This window comes from Streptomyces sp. NBC_01320 (genome assembly GCF_035974375.1).
Taxonomy (GTDB): domain Bacteria; phylum Actinomycetota; class Actinomycetes; order Streptomycetales; family Streptomycetaceae; genus Streptomyces; species Streptomyces yanii.
This window is the reverse complement of record NZ_CP108390.1, coordinates 11385382-11403167: the sequence shown is the minus strand read 5'-3', so window position 1 is coordinate 11403167 and position 17786 is coordinate 11385382. Positions and strand designations below refer to the sequence as shown.

Here is a 17786-nt window from a genome sequence, read left to right as displayed (position 1 = left end):
GCACCCCCGCCCGACACCCCCGCCCGACACCCCCGCCGGCGGGGGCAGGCACCACCCAGACCCGAGTGCGCCGCACCCGCCCCCGCCCGCACCCGCACCCGTGCGACGGTCCGGGACGGATGTGATCCTGGAACCAGGACAAGCGGGCACGGGTACCAGCCATGGGCCCTGAGGAGAACACCGGCAGTGCCACAGCCCGGGCACATCAAAGCCCCGGCCCCACGCTGCGCCGGGCTACCACCGCACTGCGGCACGGCACCGGCACCACGGCCCGCACGGCCCGGCGGGCCGCCCGGGTCACCCTCGCAGCCGCCGCCTTCTACACCGGCCTGTACGGCCTGCACGATCCCGTCACCGCCACATACGCGCTGTTCGCAGCGGTGGCGATGGCCGGCCTGTCCCGCATCCCCGGCACCGGGCACCAGCACGCCGCCGTCGTGGCCCAGGTGCTCCCTGCCGGCTGGATCCTCGTGACGGCCGGAACCCTGCTCGCGGTACACACCCGGGCCGCGGTAGCGGGAATGCTGCTGATCGGGTTCCTGCTCTCGACGGAACCGGAACCCGGCACCCCGCCCACGGAACCCGGCACCCCGGCCACGGACGCGGAACCGGCAGCAGTGGCATGGACCGCGAGTATCTGCGCCCACAGCGCTACCTCAAGGCCCAGCTCGCCGAACAGGTTCGGCAACGACGAGGAGACGCTGCCGGCGCACCCGCAGGACCCTGGCCGGTACCGAACGGCCGCACAAGGTGGTCTCCTGGCTGTCGCGCGAGATCGTCACCAACCCGCTGGTCCCGCTCGTGCACTGCCGCAAGCCAGACCACCAGCACCTCCACGACCCGCCCGGAACACCCACGACCCGCTACCCGCGACCTGCCATGCCCACGACCTGTCATGCCCGCGATCTGCTGGTCACCGCGGGCGTCGTGCCCCTGCGCGACGAGTACCTCAAAGCCCTCCCCGATGAGCGGACCCCGTGTTCAGGCAGGCGCCCGCCCGCCACCGGCCGGTCCCCGCACCCTGCGCCCACGGGGGTCACCCGTCAAAGACCGGCCAACGCCCGTGCCCCGGGAGATAGAAGCACAGGAGCAGGAAGCTACAACGGCGCGTCAGGGACGGCCCCCACCCGGACGAAGGCGGCAACGGAAGCGCTCACCCCCGGATGACGCGCAAGCAGCAGACCCCACGGGCGCGGCAAACGAGCACAGCAGGCACAGCAGCGCAGCAGGCGGGAACGGGTGCAGCGAGCACAGCAGCCGCGGCAAACGAGCAGGCAGCAGACCCCACGGGCGCGGCAAACGAGCACAGCAGGCACAGCGGACACGCAGGCAGCGGACGAGCGCAGCAGGCGCGGCAGGCGCAGCGGGCACAGCGGGCACAGCGGGCACAGCGGGCGAGCGCAGCAGGCGCGGCGGACACGCAGGCAGCGCAGCGAGCGAGCAGGCGGCGGGGCGGACACGCAGGCAGCGGACGGGCACAGCAGGCGCGGCGAGCGAGCGCAGCAGGCGCGGCGGGCGAGCGCGGCGGGCGGGCAGGCGGCGGACGGGCACAGCAGGCAGGGCGAACGCGCAGGCAGCAGAACCCACGGGCGCGGCGGGCGAGCACAGCAGACACAGCAGGCACAGCAGGCACAGCAGGCACAGCAGGCACAGCAGGCACAGCAGGCACAGCAGGCACAGCAGGCAGGGCGGACGCGCAGGCGGCGGACGAGCACAGCAGGCAGGGCGAACGCGCAGGCAGCGGGGCGGACACGCAGGCGCGGCGAACGAGCACAGCAGGCGCGGCAAGCACGGCAGGCGAGCGCAGCGGGCGCGGCGGGCGGCGGGCGGCGGACGAGCGCGGCAGGCGGGGCGGACACGCAGGCGCGGCGGGCGGGCGGGCGCGGTTTGTGAAACCCGGTGCCCGGGCCGTCAAGGACGGTCCGGGTCCGCGCAGGCACGTCGCCGCATTGCGGGTGCCTTCGGCCGCCACGAAGGGATCAGACCGCTTCCCCGCACGCCGGCCGGGGACCGGACACGACCGCGGGTCCCGGCAGGACGATGACCCCGGCCCCGGGCGAGCCCGGCAGGCTCACCAAAACAGTCGACACGGGGTACCGCACCGGCCGCGCCGGATGCCCAGGAGCAGACCACCAGGGCCGGTGACGCAGGTTTCGCCCCACGGCCGCAGCGCCGCAGGAAAAGGGACCGCAGATCCAAGCCCTTGCCGCCAGGGCGATCCCCCGCGCCGGGCCCGGCCGCCCTGCCCCCTGATACGGAAGAAACTGCGCGCTCTTGACCGTGAGCGCGTCCCTTGCGGCCGCCCGGCCGCCACCGGGACGACCCCGCCACAACCACCGGGCACCTCGGCCCGCGGACCCTGGAACAAAGCCCGCAGGACCATGGCCGACCGGGTCCACCCAGCGCGACACGCGGGGGACTCGGCAAACACTTAGTATGGCCTAGCAGGTGTTATGGGACACCGGGCGTGAGCCGCACACATGGTGCGGCCGCCCGGGACCGGGCACCCGCCGCGACGCCCCCCATGCCGGAAACCCCGGCCCGATTCCGACGGGCCGGGATTTCCATGCGCAGGAGGCCCGGCTACCACCTGTCGCGGTAGTTGTCGACAACCCGGAAGCTCCCCACGACACCGTGCTTGACCCACACGCCCCCGCGGACGAAACGAGTGAAGACACCGTTACTGGTGCTCCAGGGACCGACCGTCGCGACCGGGGACCCGTCGTCGCAGGTGACCCCGCTGAAGACCTCAACGGTCTTGCGACTGTCGTTACGGACGTTGAAGCTCCGCGAGCCCAGACCGCTGACCACGGTGATACAGCCGTCCGTGTGAGCGGAATACGTCCGCTCGTTGAATTGGATCCGTCCCTCCCTGTAGCCATAGTCGTCGTCGTAGTCACCCCCACGGCCATCACCCCGGCCATTGCCACCGCCGTAACCACGGCCATCACCCCGGCCGCTGTCACCGCCGTCACCCCGGCCGTTGTCACCGCCGTCACCCCGGCCGTTGTCACCGCCGTAACCACGGCCGTTGTCACCGCCGTTGTCACGGCCATTACCCCGGCCGTTGTCACGGCCGTTGTCACGGCCCTCGTTCCCCCTGCCATTCCCGCCGCCCTCATCACCAAAGGCAACCGCGGCGGGAGCAGCCTGCTGGACGAACGGGGCGACCTGGGTGGACCCGGCCGCCGAAGCATAGGTAATGCCGGTGGTGGCGAGGACCGCTGCGCCTACTGCCGCGGCGGCCACGGCCACGGTACGCGTGGTCATGTCACTTCTTCCTGTCTCAGAGACGCCGTCGACCGGACAGCCGACCTGAGACGAACGTACTGACGACCCCAATAGCTGTCATATCGGAAATACCGAAAGTGTGACCCCAGAGAGCCGACCGGGTGTACACACAGCACCCACCACACACCCCACCACTACCTGACAGACCATCAAAAAGTAGGACAGTAAGCATGCCTGGCACATCATTAGGCCCACCGGGCGACACACTGACACCCAGTCACCCTGTCGGCAGCAGACCACCGAATCCAACACACCAAAAACCACAACCACCCCCACCACCCCCAACACCCCCCACGAACACCCCCCACACACCCTGAACAACCACCACCGAAACACCCCCACCCAAACCCCACCCACCACCAGACACCGACCCCGACCCCGACCTGAATCCTCGTCACCGCAGCCGACCATGAACCGCCTTGACCACTCCAACAACCGACCGCACCCACGTGGAACACGATGACAGCACCGGCAAGCCGGACACCCCCCGCCCGGACCTCTCACCACCCGACCTGCCACAGCACGCTCACCCGCCCTACCCGCCAGCACAACCCCCGCCCGGCCCGCAGCAAAGCACCCGGCAGATCACTCACACGTCACACCAGGCGCACCCAGGGACCGCCGACCGCACGGCACTCTTCCGGGGCGACCGGTACGGCTCTCCCCCCACCCCGGTTGACCTGGTGCAGGGCGAGCTGCGCGTCCGGCTGCAGCGACATCCACACCACCCCCGCAGCCGAACGAAAGGGCAGCGGCCGCACACACGATCATCCCGCCCCAAGTCCCCAGAGCATCATCACGAACATGGTGCCGGTGACCGCGGCCAGCAGCCACCCAAGGGCGCGGGTGGCGCGCAGGCCGTAGCCGGACACGGCCCAGTACTCGTTGAGGAGGCCGCGCTCGGCCCAGTCGGTGCCGGTGTCGGCTCTGCGCATCTCTATCTCGCCGTAGTAGAAGTCGGCGGTGCCGGGTTCGTTTCTGGAATCCTCATAGGACTTGCGTATCGCCCGGTACACCGCCGTCAGCGCCCGCGGCCCGACGACGTCGACTCCGGACGGAGCAGCCGCCCGCGCTGCGGGACCTGAACCGCCTGGAGCTGGCTGGGGAGTCGGTTCGCGCGGCGCTGGAGGCACTGGTCGTGGTCGCCCCGTCCTGGCCGGCCGGGGCCGTGGCCGTACCTGAGCTCGCCCTGCGCTCCAGGGAGCGCGTCAACAGCTGGAAGCTGCCGTCCTCACAGGCCAAGCGGGACCGGCGGGCCACCGTGTTCGGGCAGGACCCCGTCGCCCTGCTGAGGGCGGTGTAGGCGCCTGGCGCCCCGGAGGCGCTGCTTACCCTGGAGCCGGTCGCGCTCCTGCGGCGGATCACGGTGCAGACCCACTTGGTCGCCACCGACTCCCGGGGAGGGGAGGTGATCCGCATGCGGGAGGCCGAGCAGGGCGGCGTCCCACCCGGCCATCTGCGCCTTGCCTCCCCGTACGGCCCGGAAGCGCGCTGGGCGGCGAAAGGCGAGGACCTGTTCTGGTGCGGCGTCCGATCATGCGGCCGAGCGCTCACCGTGCGGGCGTCGACGCAGAGTCGAGACGAGAACGGCGGGTGGCTGGTAGGCCATATCGAGGGTGCCGACGTCGGTGCCCGGCGGCACGATCTTGTCGATCTGGTCCAGGACGTCGTCGCCAACGGCGGCCTCGACGCCGGCGAGCAGGTCATCGAGTTGCTCCATTGTCCGCGGACCAATAAGTGCGGAGGTGACCCCCGGGTGGGTGAGGACGAACGCCATCGCCAGGTGGGTCAGCGGCAGTCCCACCTCGTCGGCGAGCGGGATCAGCTGCTCCACGACATCGAGGCGTTGGTCGTCCTTGAGGTGCTGGAAACCGTACCGCGACCGATGCGTGGCAGCCTGCTCTCCCTTGCGGTACCGACCGGTGAGCATCCCGCCACCGAGCGGGGACCAGACCAGTGTGCCCATGCCGAACTCCTGCGCGACCGGGAGCACCTCGCGCTCGATCCCGCGGTTGAGGATCGAGTAGACCGGCTGCTCGGTGCGCAGCCGTGCCAGACCGCGCCGTTCGGACACCCAGTGGGCCCGGACGATCTCCGAGGCGGGCAGTGAGGAGGTCCCGAACGCGCGGATCTTGCCGGCGCGCTGCAGGTCGGTGAGTGCTGAGAGCGTCTCCTCGATGTCGGTGTCGGGGTCGGGCCGGTGAATCTGGTACAGGTCGACGTAGTCGGTCCCCATGCGGCGCAGCGAGTCCTCCAGCGCGCGCATCAGCCAGCGTCTGGACGCGCCCTGGTGGTTGGGCTCGTCACTCATCGGCATCCGTGCCTTTGTGGCGAGTACGACGTCCGCGCGGCGACCCCGGAGCGCTTTGCCGAGGATCTCCTCCGACTCGCCGTGGGAGTACATGTCGGCGGTGTCTACGAAGTTGATCCCGGCGTCGAGCGCCTTGTGGATGATCCGTATGGACTCGTCGTGGTCGGGGTTGCCAAGGGCGCCGAACATCATCGCACCCAGAGCGTAGGGGCTGACATTGATGCCGGTCCGACCGAGGCTGCGGTAGCGCATGGGGCTCCTTCTATCCGTCAGTGTCGCGTGATGCCTCCAGCCTGCGTCCCCAGCGGCGTACTATGAATACTTGTCCATTCGGATTTCTTGCGCGAAAGTACGAACATGGCAGTTGATCGGCTATCGCAGGTTTTCGACTTGGTCCAGGTGCGCAGCGTCCTGACCGGTGGCGTCGCGGCGCGCGGTGGCTGGTGGTCGCGCGGACCAATCGTGGACCCGGTGAAGTTCTTCGCGATGGTGAGCGGCCGAGCCCGGCTCACGACAGACGGTGTCGACCGCCCGGTCGAGCTCGAGCCCGGCGACGTGGCGATCCTGATAGGGCGGTCCTATGTGGCCTTCGAGGCGGGTGACGAACCTCGCCATGAGGTCCAGCCGGAGTCCGATTTCTCCGCGGCCCAGTTCGTCGGCGCCAATCACCACACCGACGACGTACTCATCGGCGGCTGCGTCGATGTCAACGAGGCCGGCCGGGCACTGCTGCTCGCCGCTCTCCCGCCGGTGGCGCACGTGCGCGCATCCGTCTCCGACGCCGAGCCGTTGCGGGCCGACCTACTGCGGCTCTTCGACGAGGCGACCAGTGACCGGATCGGCTCGGCGTTCGCGATCCGACAGTACGGTCAACTGTTGCTGCTCGAGGCGCTGCGCGCATACGTCGGCCAGGCCGATCTGCCGCCGGGGTGGCTGCGACTGCTCACCGACGAGCGGCTCCGGCCCGCTTTGGACCTGATCCGCGCAGAGCCAGGAAGGGCGTGGGGCTTGGCCGAGCTCGCGCGCGCGGCAGCCATGTCGCGGACGTCGTTCGCCGAGCGCTTCCGGGAGGTGGCCGGAATGCCGCCCCTCACCTATCTCAGCCACTGGCGGATGCTGCTGGCGCAGCGCGCGCTCCGGGAGGACGACGTCCGCATCGCGACGCTTGCCGCCGAGCTGGGCTACGGCTCGGAGAGCGCCTTCAGTACCGCCTTCAAACGGGTCGTTGGCGAGGCGCCGCGGCGCTACCGGCTGCGCGTTCGTGAGGAAGCCGTCGCGGCAGGCTGATCAGCCCGGGCTTGCCGTTCCGCCCAACGTGGTAGCGGTAGCGCTGGTCGTGTCAGCGGCCGCACTCTCGGTAGCGGACGGGGCCGTGGAAGGAGTCCGAGTCGAACAGCCGGGCAGTACCGGGCCACCGACCGAGCGCAGCGCGTCCTCGCAGAAGTTCGAGATCTGGCATGCCAAGTACGCCTTGCGGGCCGGGATCGAGGACACCGTCAACCAGGCCCGGAGTGGCGCGCACGCACGGGGTTGGTGGCCGGGATGCTTACCCGTGTGAGGTCTCGGCTACGTCGACCGTTTCGGATCCTTCGCGACGCATCCGCTCAACCCCCCAGGCGCCGAGCGGCCCGAGCGCTTGATTAAGCGTGCGCCCGTGCTCAGTCAGGGAGTACTCCACCCGCGGCGGCACCTCGGCATAAACCTCTCGGTGCACGAGACCGTCCTCCTCCATCTCACGCAGGTGCTGCGCCAGCATCTTCTCGCTCACTCCCGGCAGACCGCGACGGAGCTCAGCGAAGCGCCGTACGCGATGGGCGTCAAGTTCCCAGAGGATCAGTCCCTTCCACTTGCCGCTCACCACGTCGAGCGCAGCGTCGATGCCGCAGATGTAAGGCCCGCATCTCGGTGCCTTGGCCATCACTGATCCCCCTTACGAAAAGGTAAGTACCGCAGAAAATAGTAGGTACTTCCGAGAGTAGTGACACTCCCCGAGCATGGAGGGGTGAACGAACAACAGAACCACACCACCAGGCAAGACAGCACTGTCACCGTGATCGGGCTTGGCCCGATGGGCCAGGCGATGACCCGCACCCTCCTCACCGCCGGCCACCCGGTCACCGTCTGGAACCGCACCGCCAGTCGGGCCGACGGCGTCGTTACCGACGGAGCAACGCTCGCGGCGACACCCAGCGAAGCGGTCGAAGCGAGTGACCTCGTAATCCTCAGCCTCACCGACTACCAGGCGATGTACGACATCCTCGACAGCGTCACCGCATCGCTCGCCGGCCGGACGCTGGTCAACCTGAGCTCTGACACTCCCGACCGCTCACGCGAGGCAGCAACCTGGGCAGCGGGCCACGACGCCGCCTTCCTCACCGGAGGTGTCATGGTCCCCGCGCCGATGGTCGGCACGGAGGCAGCCTATGTCTACTACAGCGGCCGCGACAAAGTGACGGAGGGCCACCTGGCGACGTTGACACTGCTGGGAACACCAAAGTATCTGGGCGAAGACCCGGGCCTCGCCCAGATGATGTATCAAGCCCAACTCACGGTGTTCCTCACCACCTTGTCCGGACTGATGCACGCCACCGCGATGCTAGGTACCGCAGGAATGAAGGCCAAGGAAGCGCTGTCAGAGTTGCTCTCCTCCGCAGACTCGATTGGCGACATCCTGAGGGCTGGTGAAGAGAACCCCGGCACCGCGCTTGATGCTGGAGAACATCCCGGCGGCCTCAGCACGGTCACCATGATGGGCGCGACGTCCGACCACATCGTCGAGACCAGCACCTCACTCGGCCTCGACCTCGCGCTCCCCCTGGCCGTGCAGGCCCACTACCGGCGCGCGATCGAGAACGGACACGGCAGCGACAACTGGACCCGCATCATCGACAGCATCCGAGAACCGCGCTGACCAAATGCGGGACCGATGAACACACGCCCAGCCGCGACTGGGCCCAGGCCCCACCGCCTACTTGCGCCCTCGGCGGACCGTGCCCCGGCACCTGACCCGGCTCGGAGTGGGGCTACGCCGACTCCACGACCCCACCCTTCATGCACTCAGCGATCGACGAGTTCTCACAACTGGCCTACACCTGCGTAGAGTCCTTGCTCGAACCGCGCGGTAGTTCGCGGATTCCCCCGCCATGCGAGTGACTGACGGCACTACTCGTGCATAAGACCAGCCCGCGGGGCGCCGGATACATTGAGTGCCATCACGTCGTTTCCTTGCACGAGGCTGGCGAGGGGCGGACAAAGCCCAGTGATCTCGCTCCATCTGTGCCAACTGTCACCAGACGATCCACCGCCGTGCGCCGTGGCCCACGCCCGGCAAGCTCCGGAACCTTATCCAGGAGACAACGGACCGGGGCGGGCCGGCGTAAGGAACCATGATCACTCGCGCCGAAGCAGCTCCCTGCTAAAACAGGGCATACACCAACCATGCCCACAGTGCAGCCGACACCACCCCAAGAGCGACGTAAACGATCCTTGACCACTGCTCAGTGCTCACCAAGCTCCCCCTCCGTGGACAACCAGCCCGATAACTCTATGGCCGTGTCACCCCAAAAAGGCGGGCACCTCACAATAGAAGAAACGACGTGAGGCTTCCGCCAGGCCGTCTCTGGGCCGACCGAGGGCACCCAGCAGCGGCCACGGACGACCAATGACGACCAGTCCACAGGACGCCGGAACCGGTCGGACCAGCGAAAGCCCAGGTCATCAAGATCGGCAGCGAGACCCAGGGCATCCCTGCCACCGCTCCACGCCCCAGAGGGACAGATGCCGACCCGACCGTGGACCCCTGAGCCGGGCCGGTGGCTGCAGTTCGACTGGGGTGAAGGCCCGCGCATCGCGGGGCGTCGGACCTGGCCGTTCTGCGCTTTGCTGTCCTGGTCGCGGTTCCGGGTCCTGATCCCGGTCTGGGACTGCACTCTCGGCACGTGGGTGGCCTGCCTGGACACCACGTTGCGCCGGATCGGCGGGGCAACCGACACATGTACTGACCGACAACGCGAAGACGGTCACCGTCGAGCACATCGCCGGGATCCCGGTGCGGCACCCGCAGATGGTCGCCGCCGGCCGGCATTACGGCTGCCAGGTGGTCAGTTGCGTGCCCTACGACCCCGAATCGAAGGGCGGCGCGGAAGCCACAGTCCATATCGCGCAGGCCGATCTGGTGCCCACGCCCGCGAACCTGCTGCCCGCCTACGACTCGTTCGCCGCACTCGCCAACGCCTGCCGCACTTGGTGCGAGCAGGTGAACTCCCCCCAGTACCGGCGACCGGGCAGATACCCGCCGACCGCCTGGACATCGAACGCACCACGCCGCACGTCCTGCCCATTGAGCCGCTCGCGCTCGCGCTGGGCGAGGAACGGCTGGTCGGCTCGGACGGCATCGTCAGCCTCAACTCGGTGCGCTACTCAACCCCGCCCGGCTATACCGGCGTGAGGGTGTGGTGCCGGGTGGTCGGCGAGGAACTGTCCATCACCGCCGGCACCAATTCCGGGGATCTGTCGGACATCTGATGCCACCAGCTGTCCACCCCCGGGGTCCCGCAGATCATCAATGCGCACTACCCCAACCACCCCGACGGACGCAGCGTCGACCAGCCGAGGCTACAGCCGCGCTCGGAAGCCGAGATCGCGTTCGTGGGCATCGGCCCCGGAGCGGGCCGCTGGTTCAAGGAAGTCGGACCCGCCGGCGCCCTCCGCATCCGCGCAAAGATGGCCCGCGCGGTCGAGCTGGCGACCGTCCTGGGCAACGACCGAGTCGACCAGGCCCTGGGACTTGCGGCCACGGCCGGGCCCTTCGCCGACGGCGACCTGCTCTCGATCCTGGAACACATCACGGACAGCAAGCCCGCCGGCGAGGTCGTCCGCGCGGACGAGGCCCACTCCGTCCAGAACGGAACCATCGGCTGGCAGGCCCTGGGCCAGTAGGAAACGACACCAGGGGAACTGACGCACGACCCTGCGGTCAGTCGCCGACAAACCATAGATACCGGTGTGACCCCTGCTCGACGACCTGGCACAACTCGCGGGCCTGCCCGACCCAGTCACCGCCACAAGCAGCCGGAAGCCGGTCGAGTTCCGCCAGCAGCAGCGACACCTGCCGATGGTTGAAGACCACATCCCCATACGGAATCAGGCCCCAGAGCATCGGGAACAGCCCCGGATCCAAATTACCGAAAGCGGAAGTCCACTGCACCCCGCCCCCGGCGCGGGCCACGACGTCGCCACTGTCACCACGCACCTGCATATCGATCACTTGTTGAGCCTATCGGCGCCCACCCAGACCGACGAAGGAATTTACAACCATGACGATTCCCCTCGACTTTCGACGTTTCCGTTGATCGTCGTTGGGGTCGCTCGGGTGGGTGATGGGGGCCTGATCTGGCGGTGCGGGGCGGGACAGCAGAGAAGCATCGGCGGTGCTTGCGTCGCCTGCTGAGAGGGACCCGCCGATGCTTCCGGACACGACCGTACCCGCTTCGCTGCTGGCGGTGCTGACGTTCCTGCGGGGCTGTTTCACCACACCGACCTTCACCACCTTCGCCGCGCTGGTCACGGGCTTGATCGCGCAGACCGGCCGGGGCACGGTGACCGGCATGGTGACGGGCGCGGGATTGACGCGCGCCTGGTCCCACGACCGTGCCCACGCCTTCTTCTCCCGCGCGAGCTGGAACCCCGACCTGCTGGGCATCTCCCTCTCCCATCTGGTTGTGCGCCAACTCCTGCCAGCAGATGGGGTGTTGACAGTGGCGGTGGACGACACGCTGTTCAAGCGGCGCGGGAAGAAAGTCTTCGGCGCGGCCTGGCAGCACGACGGCGCGGCCCGGGGTCCGAAGCCGGTCGGGCGCGGGACCTGCTTCGTGGTGGTCGGCATCGTGGTCCAACTGCCGTTCCTGGCAAGGCCGGTGTGCCTGCCGGTGATGGCCCGGCTGTGGCGCCCGAAGCAGGAGCAGTCCAAGGTCGGCCTCGCCGCGTCCATGATCCGCCTGCTGGCCGCCTGCCACCACGGGCGGCGCATCCACGTCGTCGCGGACGCCGCCTACCACGGCAAGGCGCTCCGCGACCTGCCCGCGACCTGCACGTTCACCACCCGCCTGCCCGCGAGCGCGGTGCTGTACGACCTGGCCCCGCCGCCCACCGGGCGCCGCGGCCGACCCGCCCTCAAGGGCGAACGCCTTGGCACACCCAAGGACCTGGCCACCACCGCCGCCTTCACCAGGACCGAGGTCAAGCGGTATCAGCGGACCGACACCGTGCACCTGGCCGAGACCACCTGCCTGTGGTACGGCTCCTTCCACACCCGCACCGTCCGCGTGATCCTCCTGCGCGACGACACCACCGACACCGGCTACGACCTGGCGCTGGTCACCACCGACCTCACCACCCGCGCGGCCGGCCTGATCGCCCGCTACGCGTCACGCTGGTCGATCGAGGTCACCTTCGCCGAGGCCCGCGACCTGCTCGGCGTCGGTCAGGCCCAAAACCGCACCCGCTCGGCCGTCGAGCGCACCGTCCCGTTCGGTCTGTACTGCTACACGATCACCGTGGCCTGGTACGCGCTGCACGGCCACCACCCCCGCGACGTCGTCGAGCGCCGCGAGCGGGCCCCGTGGTACACCACCAAGGCCGAGCCGGCCCTGTCCGACATGGCCGCCAAGCTCCGCCGGGTGATCATCGCCGCCCGATTTACGCCCACCCGCCCAGGCCGGCCCACGGATGAGGAAATCCGCGCCGTCCAACAGGCGTGGGCCGCAGCCGGCGCAGCCTGATCACCCAAACCTGTCAGAACATCGAAAGTCGAGATTCCCCAGGCCCCTGCCGTACCCGAGGGACTCGACAAGCTCATGCGTCGCATGCGGCTGCCCTATATGCGTAAAGCGGCCCCGACGTTCTGGCCACCGCCCGTGCCCAACGCTGGGACCCCGCCGAGGTCCTACCGCTGCTGATAGCCGAGGAGGTCACCAGCCGCGCCGAGAACTTGGTGATCGCCGACCCGAGCGGCACAGGGAAAAGTCACTTCACCGAAGGACTCGCCCAGGCCGCGATTGCCGATCTGGCTGTGCCCGAGGATCTCCATCACGACACGGGGAGACACTCCGGCGGCGGTCAGCCCTAAGATCGGCTCGGGGCGATGGTACTCAGGTCCTGAGCGACGGTGTCCCATTCGCCTGCGTGCCCTGCCAATCCCTACACCAGGAGGACGGGCGGTCCTGCTCCCGGTGCGAGCCATTCTCGGCAGGAAATTCAGACGCCGTCACGTACCACGGTGCACTCGGTCCAGGTCAAGCCGGGTTCTCCAGTCGGTGGGCGCGATCGGTGAGATGGCGGTGCTCGGGGGCGCTGGTGGTGCGGCGAGCGGCCTCACGATAGGAACCTACAGCGGCCTCCCGTTCGCCCAGCAGCTCCAGCAGGTGGGCACGTGTGGCGAGCAGCCGGTGGTGACGAGACAGGCGTTTGTCGGTCTCCAGCTCCGCCAGCAGGTCGAGGCCGGCGGTCGGACCGTGGACCATGGCCACGGCGACGGCGCGGTTGAGGCTGACCATCGGGTTCGGCCCGAACTGCTGCAGGAGGTCGTACAGGGCAAGAATCTGGGGCCAGTCGGTGGCGTCGGTGTTCCCGGCCTCGTCGTGCACGGCCGCGATGGCCGCCTGCAGTTGGTAAGGGCCGACCTGGCCACAGGGCAAGGTCCGGCTGATCAGACCGACGCCCTCGGCGATGAGCTGGCGGTCCCACCGGCTCCGATCCTGTTCGGCAAGCGGCACCAGTTCCCCGGACAGGCCGGTGCAGGCTGGGCGGCGAGCGTCGGTCAGCAGCATCAGCGCGAGGAGGCCGGCAGTCTCTGTGTCGTTGGGCACCAGGCGGTGCAGCAGCCGGGTGATGCGGATTGCCTCGGTGGACAGTTCCGGCGCGGTCAGGTCGGCGCTGCCGGTGGTGGTGTAGCCCTCGTTGAAGACGAGGTAGAGCACATGCCGCACCTCCGCCAGCCGCTCGGCGAAGTCGGCCCCTTCCGGCATGGCCAGTAAGGTGCCGGACGCCTTGATGGTCTGCTTGGCGCGACTGATGCGTTGGGCCATGGTCGCCTCGGGGACCAGGAAGGCCACGGCGATCTGCGTTGTGGTCAGGCCGCCGACCGCGCGCAGAGTCAGCGCGATCCGGCTGGCCGGGGACAGCGCGGGGTGGCAGCACAGCAACAGCAGAGCCAGCGAGTCGTCCCGGTCCGTGGCGGGCACGGCGTTGGCGGCATGGCTCAGCAGCTCGGCTTGCGGGGTGGCCAGGGCGAGGGTGTCCTCGCGGCGGCGCCGCGCGCTCTCGCTGCGGATCTGGTCGACCAGCTTGCGGGCGGCGACGGTGACCAGCCAGCCCCGGGGGTTGTCCGGCACTCCCGTCTCCGGCCACTGCAGCACGGCGGCCAGCAGCGCTTCCTGGACCGCGTCCTCGCACGCGTCGAACATGCCGTAGCGGCGTACGAGCGTGCCGAGGACCTGCGGCGCATGCTCGCGCAGCAGGTCCTCGGCGGCATGGCGCACGGCGGTCACATGTCCGCCGCGGACTCGTGCAGCACCGGCCACAGCTCTACCGGCTCCACATCGGCGAACGGCATGTCCGCGGCGATCTCCTGCGCCCGCTCCAGACTGTCGCAGTCCAGCATGTAGAAGCTGGCGATGTACTCCTTGGTCTCCAGGTACGGGCCGTCGGTGACCGCCGGGGCGCCGTCCTTGCGGCGCACGAGCTGGGCGTTGGCCGCGTCCGCCAGGCCGTAGGCACCCAGCAGTTCACCGCTTTCCCGGTACTTCTTGTTGAACGCCTCCTGCTTGGCGATCGCCTCCGGCCACGCCTCGGCCGGGAAGGAGTCCCACTTGGCCTGGTTGCCGTAGATCATCGCGACGTACTTCATCTCGGGTGTCCTCCCCATACCGCGCGCCCCGCTGGCGCGCTGTCACCCCTCGGTCGGAGCGGGAAACGGGCCCTCGACATCCGACGACAACTTTCTTCGAGATTTTTCACGCCGCTGTTGACCAACCCATACACAGGAGCGACGCAAGCGATCAACCTACAACCTGGCTCTGCGCTGCCGCTGACCGTCCCGCCCGAAAGGCGCACGAAGCCAGCTCAGACCGTCGTGCCGGGACGGCTGGCGTCGGCGTCGGCCGCGCGCCGCGGACCAGACCGCGACACAGCGGTGTAGATGACGAGGCCCACCACGGCGTACGCAATGAGCCCGACCGCGACCGTCGGCACCCGGTACCACCTCGGCTCCCATGGCGTGCCGCCTGTTCCCCCCAGCTGATTCATGAACGGAGTATCCCAGCAGAGCTGGTGACCGCTGAAGGCCAGCTCTAGCCTCGCTGTTTCGCTTGGGGTGACGAGGTGATGCTGTGGGGTCGATCGAGGCGGTATCGGACGGTGGGCATGGTGGGGACCCGGCGCGTTGGTCGGGTTCTCCAAGGGTCTCTCGTGTCGTAGGTGGCCGAGGCGGTTGGTCAGTTGGCGGGGCGAGGTAGGGCGGCCAGACGGTGGAAGGAAGCGGCGAGTTGGTGTCGCCAGGGCCAGGTTGCTGCGATCCGCAGGTGGAGGCGACGGCCGCCACGGGTGAGACGGGCGGCGACGTGCAGGATCCGGTAGCGGAGTTTCTTGGGTTCGGCGGTAGCCAGCTCACCGTCCAGCAGCAGGACGCGGGTCCAGGTCAGAAGGTCGATGGCCGCGAGGCTGAGCTCGAGCCAGGCGGCGTTGACGGACAACAGGCGGGCTGGAAAGCGTCCGAAGCCGGTGGTCTTGCCGCACCGGATGTGGCCCTCGACGGTGGCGGACCTCCAGGAACTGGGCCGAGCCACCGCCGGAGTACGGGGTGTCGGTGAGGAAGACCTGGTGCCGCAGGCCCTCGTCACTGTCGAACAAGGAGAGCTGGGCGCCGGGGTGCGGGCGTTCGCGGCGCACGATGATGCGAGTGCCGGCCGGGTAGCCGTTCAGGTCGACCATGCCGGTCAGCTCGGCGACCTCGGCGGACTCACGCAGGATCCCGTCGGCGTCCAGGCCCGGGCTGCGGCGCGGGCCGACCGCAGGCGGTCCAGTATGCGTTCGTCGACGGCGGCCAGCAGCCGCCAAGCCGTCGGCGTGGAGGCCACCGGCCCGAACACCTCGCGCTGGTCCCGCAGAACGGCCAGATCCACGATCGCCTCGCCGCCGTCGGCGAGCATCACCGCGAAATCGGTGGCCATCCGGCCCGGGTCATGGCCGGTGCCGCGCGGCCGAAGCGGCCGGAGCAAGGTGGAATACGCCGCCGTCAGCCCGGTCGCTTCGGTGAGGTCCGCCGGCAAACGTGCTCCGGCGTGCCCGACCACCCCCGACCCGTCAGTGGACACCACAAGCCGGGACCGCGCACCGATATCCTTCACGCAGAAAGTGCCTTCCTCTGGCGACGACAGAACGCCTAGACAAGGTCCATCGTCCCAGCCCAGGAGGGCACTTTCGCGTTCCGGCCAGCATCCCGACCAGCCCCAACCGAAACGGCGAGGCTAGGCCTGGCCGATCCGGCCATGGTCGACGCCAGTCAATCCTTGCCGGGTCACACCCCGGTGAGAGCTTCCTGTGGCTGCAACTCCTCTGCGGCAAGCGCCTTGTTGCGCCGAAGCGATGACCAGAACGACCAGCCGATCAGCACCACGCCGACCAGGCCGGTGATGATCTCGTTGATCTGGTACTGGATGGTGACGAGCAGGATCACGGCGAGCGCGCCGATCGCGTAGTGCGCGCCGTGCTCCAGGTAGACGTAGTTGTCCAGAGTGCCTTGGCGGACGAGGTAGACCGTGAGAGAGCGGACGTACATGGCGCCGATGCCGAGACCGAGCGCCATCGGAACGATGTCGTTGGTGATGGCGAAGGCGCCGATGACGCCGTCGAAGGAGAAGGACGCGTCGAGGACCTCGAGGTAGAGGAACAGGAAGAACGCGGCCTTTCCGACCATCACGACGGCCGGGACGGGCTTGCCCGCCTTCTTCGCCTTTTCCTCGGCCTCGTGCTCTCGCTCCTCTTCCTCCTCGAGCCTGTTTTCGAAGAAGCCGGAGAGGCCCCCGACGACCAGATACGTGATCAGACCGGCGATACCGGAGATCAGCACGGTCTGTGCCTTGTCCGCGTGCCCGGCGTGCTGGTGCGCGTTGACCGCGAAGGTCATCGAGCTGATGAGCAGCACGATCAGGGCGATGCAGACCGACAGCATGTCGATCTTGCCGAGTTTGGCCAGCGGCCGCTCCAGCCAGGCCAGCCACCTGATGTCACGCTCCTCGAAGACGAAGTCGAGGAAGATCATAAACAGGAACATCCCGCCGAAGGCCGCGATCGACGGGTGCGCGTCGGTGACCAACTGCTCGTAGCGCTCGGCATCGTTCAATGCCAGATCGACCGCCTCGATGGGCCCCATCTTCGCGCTGACGGCGACGATCACGACGGGGAAGACCAGCCGCATGCCGAACACAGCGATGAGCACACCAACCGTGAGGAAGATCTTCTGCCAGAAGGCACTCATCTTCTTCAGGATTCCGGCGTTGACCACCGCGTTGTCGAAGGACAGCGAGATCTCGAGGATGGACAGGATCAAGACGACCCCGAACGCGGTCCACCCGCCGTAGAGCATCGCTGCGACCAGACCGAGTGCGGTGACGGCGAACGACCAGCCGAAGGTTTTCAGAACCACTGGTACCCAATCGTGTAAAAGGGGGCGCCGACGAACTCGTGCATGGTTGGCCAGGACGCACCCCGAGGCGACGGAATGTCAGGAATCTGCTTTCACCGCGAGGACCGGACACGGCGAATCCAGGAGGATCCGCTGCGCTGAGGATCCCAGGAGGAGCTTGCCGACCGCGCTGCGGTGCCTCAGCCCGATCACCACCAGGGAGACCTCGGACGACCCCGCCAGCTCGACGATCTCCTCGGCGGCATCGCGCCCGCCGACCACCTGGCGTATGTCGAAGTCGACACCCAGCTCGGTCAGGTCCCGTCGGACATGGTCGAGGTCTTTCTGCTGTGCGAAACCGCGATCGACGTACGCGTCGCCTCGCGAGGCATTCATCACCAGCAGGGTCTCGCCCCGGGTGCGGGCCTCGTCGGCTCCCGCGCGCAGGGCCGCCTCTCCTTCCGGCGAGGGCACATATCCAACCAGTACCGTCATGACTGCCCC

The 17786-nt window shown here is 68.7% G+C and carries 19 protein-coding genes and 2 pseudogenes; 8 read left to right on the top strand and 13 right to left on the bottom strand.

The features are described from left to right. Positions 1-161 precede the first annotated feature (161 nt). Positions 162-968: a hypothetical protein gene (locus tag OG395_RS52600; protein ID WP_327241436.1), complete on the top strand. Its 807-nt coding sequence runs from the start codon at positions 162-164 to the stop codon at positions 966-968. A gap of 1615 nt (positions 969-2583) precedes the next feature. Here the strand turns inward: OG395_RS52600 and OG395_RS52595 are convergent. The 3 genes from OG395_RS52595 to OG395_RS52585 form a co-directional block, all read right to left on the bottom strand. Then, positions 2584-3270: a hypothetical protein gene (locus tag OG395_RS52595; RefSeq protein WP_327249199.1), complete on the bottom strand. Its 687-nt coding sequence runs from the start codon at positions 3268-3270 to the stop codon at positions 2584-2586. A 617-nt stretch (positions 3271-3887) separates the two neighbouring features. Further along, the gene (locus tag OG395_RS52590) at positions 3888-4010 is read right to left on the bottom strand and encodes a hypothetical protein (protein WP_327249198.1); all 123 of its coding nucleotides are present in this window, start codon (positions 4008-4010) and stop codon (positions 3888-3890) included. 48 nt (positions 4011-4058) lie between these two features. Then, positions 4059-4307, bottom strand: a complete 249-nt coding sequence (locus tag OG395_RS52585; RefSeq protein WP_327249197.1) for a hypothetical protein — start codon at positions 4305-4307, stop codon at positions 4059-4061. A gap of 122 nt (positions 4308-4429) precedes the next feature. Here OG395_RS52585 and OG395_RS52580 point away from each other — a divergent pair, with 122 nt between their 5' ends. Then, positions 4430-4594: a hypothetical protein gene (locus tag OG395_RS52580; protein ID WP_327241439.1), complete on the top strand. Its 165-nt coding sequence runs from the start codon at positions 4430-4432 to the stop codon at positions 4592-4594. A gap of 231 nt (positions 4595-4825) precedes the next feature. Here OG395_RS52580 and OG395_RS52575 read toward each other — a convergent pair whose 3' ends face one another. After that, complete coding sequence (locus tag OG395_RS52575; protein ID WP_327249196.1) at positions 4826-5854, bottom strand: aldo/keto reductase; 1029 nt, start codon at positions 5852-5854, stop codon at positions 4826-4828. A gap of 105 nt (positions 5855-5959) precedes the next feature. Between OG395_RS52575 and OG395_RS52570 the strand changes: the two genes are divergently transcribed. Further along, on the top strand, positions 5960-6889 hold the full coding sequence (locus OG395_RS52570; RefSeq protein WP_327249195.1) for a helix-turn-helix transcriptional regulator: 930 nt from the start codon (positions 5960-5962) through the stop codon (positions 6887-6889). A 259-nt stretch (positions 6890-7148) separates the two neighbouring features. Here OG395_RS52570 and OG395_RS52565 read toward each other — a convergent pair whose 3' ends face one another. Further along, on the bottom strand, positions 7149-7520 hold the full coding sequence (locus OG395_RS52565) for a winged helix-turn-helix transcriptional regulator (RefSeq protein ID WP_327249194.1): 372 nt from the start codon (positions 7518-7520) through the stop codon (positions 7149-7151). Positions 7521-7604: 84 nt separating this feature from the next. On the opposite strand from OG395_RS52565, the gene OG395_RS52560 reads away from it, so the two are divergent. From OG395_RS52560 to OG395_RS52545, 4 genes and pseudogenes are all read left to right on the top strand, one after another. Continuing rightward, positions 7605-8513 (top strand): NAD(P)-dependent oxidoreductase, encoded by a 909-nt coding sequence (locus tag OG395_RS52560; protein WP_327249193.1) that lies wholly within the window; start codon positions 7605-7607, stop codon positions 8511-8513. Between the two features lie 275 nt (positions 8514-8788). Next, positions 8789-8982, top strand: a pseudogene (locus OG395_RS52555) (HNH endonuclease); the annotation flags it as partial. Positions 8983-9847: 865 nt separating this feature from the next. Beyond that, complete coding sequence (locus OG395_RS52550) at positions 9848-10126, top strand: Mu transposase domain-containing protein (protein WP_442818812.1); 279 nt, start codon at positions 9848-9850, stop codon at positions 10124-10126. Between the two features lie 123 nt (positions 10127-10249). After that, positions 10250-10540: a hypothetical protein gene (locus OG395_RS52545; RefSeq protein WP_327249191.1), complete on the top strand. Its 291-nt coding sequence runs from the start codon at positions 10250-10252 to the stop codon at positions 10538-10540. Between the two features lie 37 nt (positions 10541-10577). Here OG395_RS52545 and OG395_RS52540 read toward each other — a convergent pair whose 3' ends face one another. Then, entirely contained in the window at positions 10578-10859 is a 282-nt protein-coding gene (locus OG395_RS52540; RefSeq protein WP_327249736.1) for a hypothetical protein, read from the bottom strand. 205 nt (positions 10860-11064) lie between these two features. Between OG395_RS52540 and OG395_RS52535 the strand changes: the two genes are divergently transcribed. Further along, the gene (locus tag OG395_RS52535; protein WP_327243471.1) at positions 11065-12381 is read left to right on the top strand and encodes an IS701 family transposase; all 1317 of its coding nucleotides are present in this window, start codon (positions 11065-11067) and stop codon (positions 12379-12381) included. Between the two features lie 164 nt (positions 12382-12545). Here the strand turns inward: OG395_RS52535 and OG395_RS52530 are convergent, their stop codons facing one another. From OG395_RS52530 to OG395_RS52500, 7 genes and pseudogenes are all read right to left on the bottom strand, one after another. After that, complete coding sequence (locus OG395_RS52530) at positions 12546-12692, bottom strand: hypothetical protein (protein WP_327249190.1); 147 nt, start codon at positions 12690-12692, stop codon at positions 12546-12548. A gap of 202 nt (positions 12693-12894) precedes the next feature. Further along, on the bottom strand, positions 12895-14139 hold the full coding sequence (locus OG395_RS52525; protein ID WP_442818811.1) for an RNA polymerase sigma factor: 1245 nt from the start codon (positions 14137-14139) through the stop codon (positions 12895-12897). Positions 14140-14144: 5 nt separating this feature from the next. Continuing rightward, on the bottom strand, positions 14145-14507 hold the full coding sequence (locus OG395_RS52520) for a YciI family protein (RefSeq protein ID WP_327249188.1): 363 nt from the start codon (positions 14505-14507) through the stop codon (positions 14145-14147). 215 nt (positions 14508-14722) lie between these two features. Beyond that, positions 14723-14905: a hypothetical protein gene (locus tag OG395_RS52515; protein ID WP_327249187.1), complete on the bottom strand. Its 183-nt coding sequence runs from the start codon at positions 14903-14905 to the stop codon at positions 14723-14725. A 188-nt stretch (positions 14906-15093) separates the two neighbouring features. Further along, positions 15094-16035: pseudogene (locus OG395_RS52510) on the bottom strand (transposase). A gap of 140 nt (positions 16036-16175) precedes the next feature. Next, the gene (locus OG395_RS52505) at positions 16176-17303 is read right to left on the bottom strand and encodes a DUF475 domain-containing protein (protein ID WP_327249186.1); all 1128 of its coding nucleotides are present in this window, start codon (positions 17301-17303) and stop codon (positions 16176-16178) included. 78 nt (positions 17304-17381) lie between these two features. Continuing rightward, positions 17382-17777, bottom strand: a complete 396-nt coding sequence (locus tag OG395_RS52500) for a universal stress protein (RefSeq protein WP_327249185.1) — start codon at positions 17775-17777, stop codon at positions 17382-17384. Between the last annotated feature and the right edge of the window lie 9 nt (positions 17778-17786).

What these genes read in the sequence shown, in the direction of transcription:
- OG395_RS52590 (WP_327249198.1), bottom strand. Translation starts at nt 4,010, where the DNA reads ATGTCGCTGCAGCCGGACGCGCAGCTCGCCCTGCACCAGGTCAACCGG.
- OG395_RS52500 (WP_327249185.1), bottom strand. Translation starts at nt 17,777, where the DNA reads ATGACGGTACTGGTTGGATATGTGCCCTCGCCGGAAGGAGAGGCGGCC.
- OG395_RS52575 (WP_327249196.1), bottom strand. Translation starts at nt 5,854, where the DNA reads ATGCGCTACCGCAGCCTCGGTCGGACCGGCATCAATGTCAGCCCCTAC.
- OG395_RS52520 (WP_327249188.1), bottom strand. Translation starts at nt 14,507, where the DNA reads ATGAAGTACGTCGCGATGATCTACGGCAACCAGGCCAAGTGGGACTCC.
- OG395_RS52535 (WP_327243471.1), top strand. Translation starts at nt 11,065, where the DNA reads ATGCTTCCGGACACGACCGTACCCGCTTCGCTGCTGGCGGTGCTGACG.
- OG395_RS52570 (WP_327249195.1), top strand. Translation starts at nt 5,960, where the DNA reads ATGGCAGTTGATCGGCTATCGCAGGTTTTCGACTTGGTCCAGGTGCGC.
- OG395_RS52600 (WP_327241436.1), top strand. Translation starts at nt 162, where the DNA reads ATGGGCCCTGAGGAGAACACCGGCAGTGCCACAGCCCGGGCACATCAA.
- OG395_RS52595 (WP_327249199.1), bottom strand. Translation starts at nt 3,270, where the DNA reads ATGACCACGCGTACCGTGGCCGTGGCCGCCGCGGCAGTAGGCGCAGCG.
- OG395_RS52515 (WP_327249187.1), bottom strand. Translation starts at nt 14,905, where the DNA reads ATGAATCAGCTGGGGGGAACAGGCGGCACGCCATGGGAGCCGAGGTGG.
- OG395_RS52565 (WP_327249194.1), bottom strand. Translation starts at nt 7,520, where the DNA reads ATGGCCAAGGCACCGAGATGCGGGCCTTACATCTGCGGCATCGACGCT.
- OG395_RS52540 (WP_327249736.1), bottom strand. Translation starts at nt 10,859, where the DNA reads ATGCAGGTGCGTGGTGACAGTGGCGACGTCGTGGCCCGCGCCGGGGGC.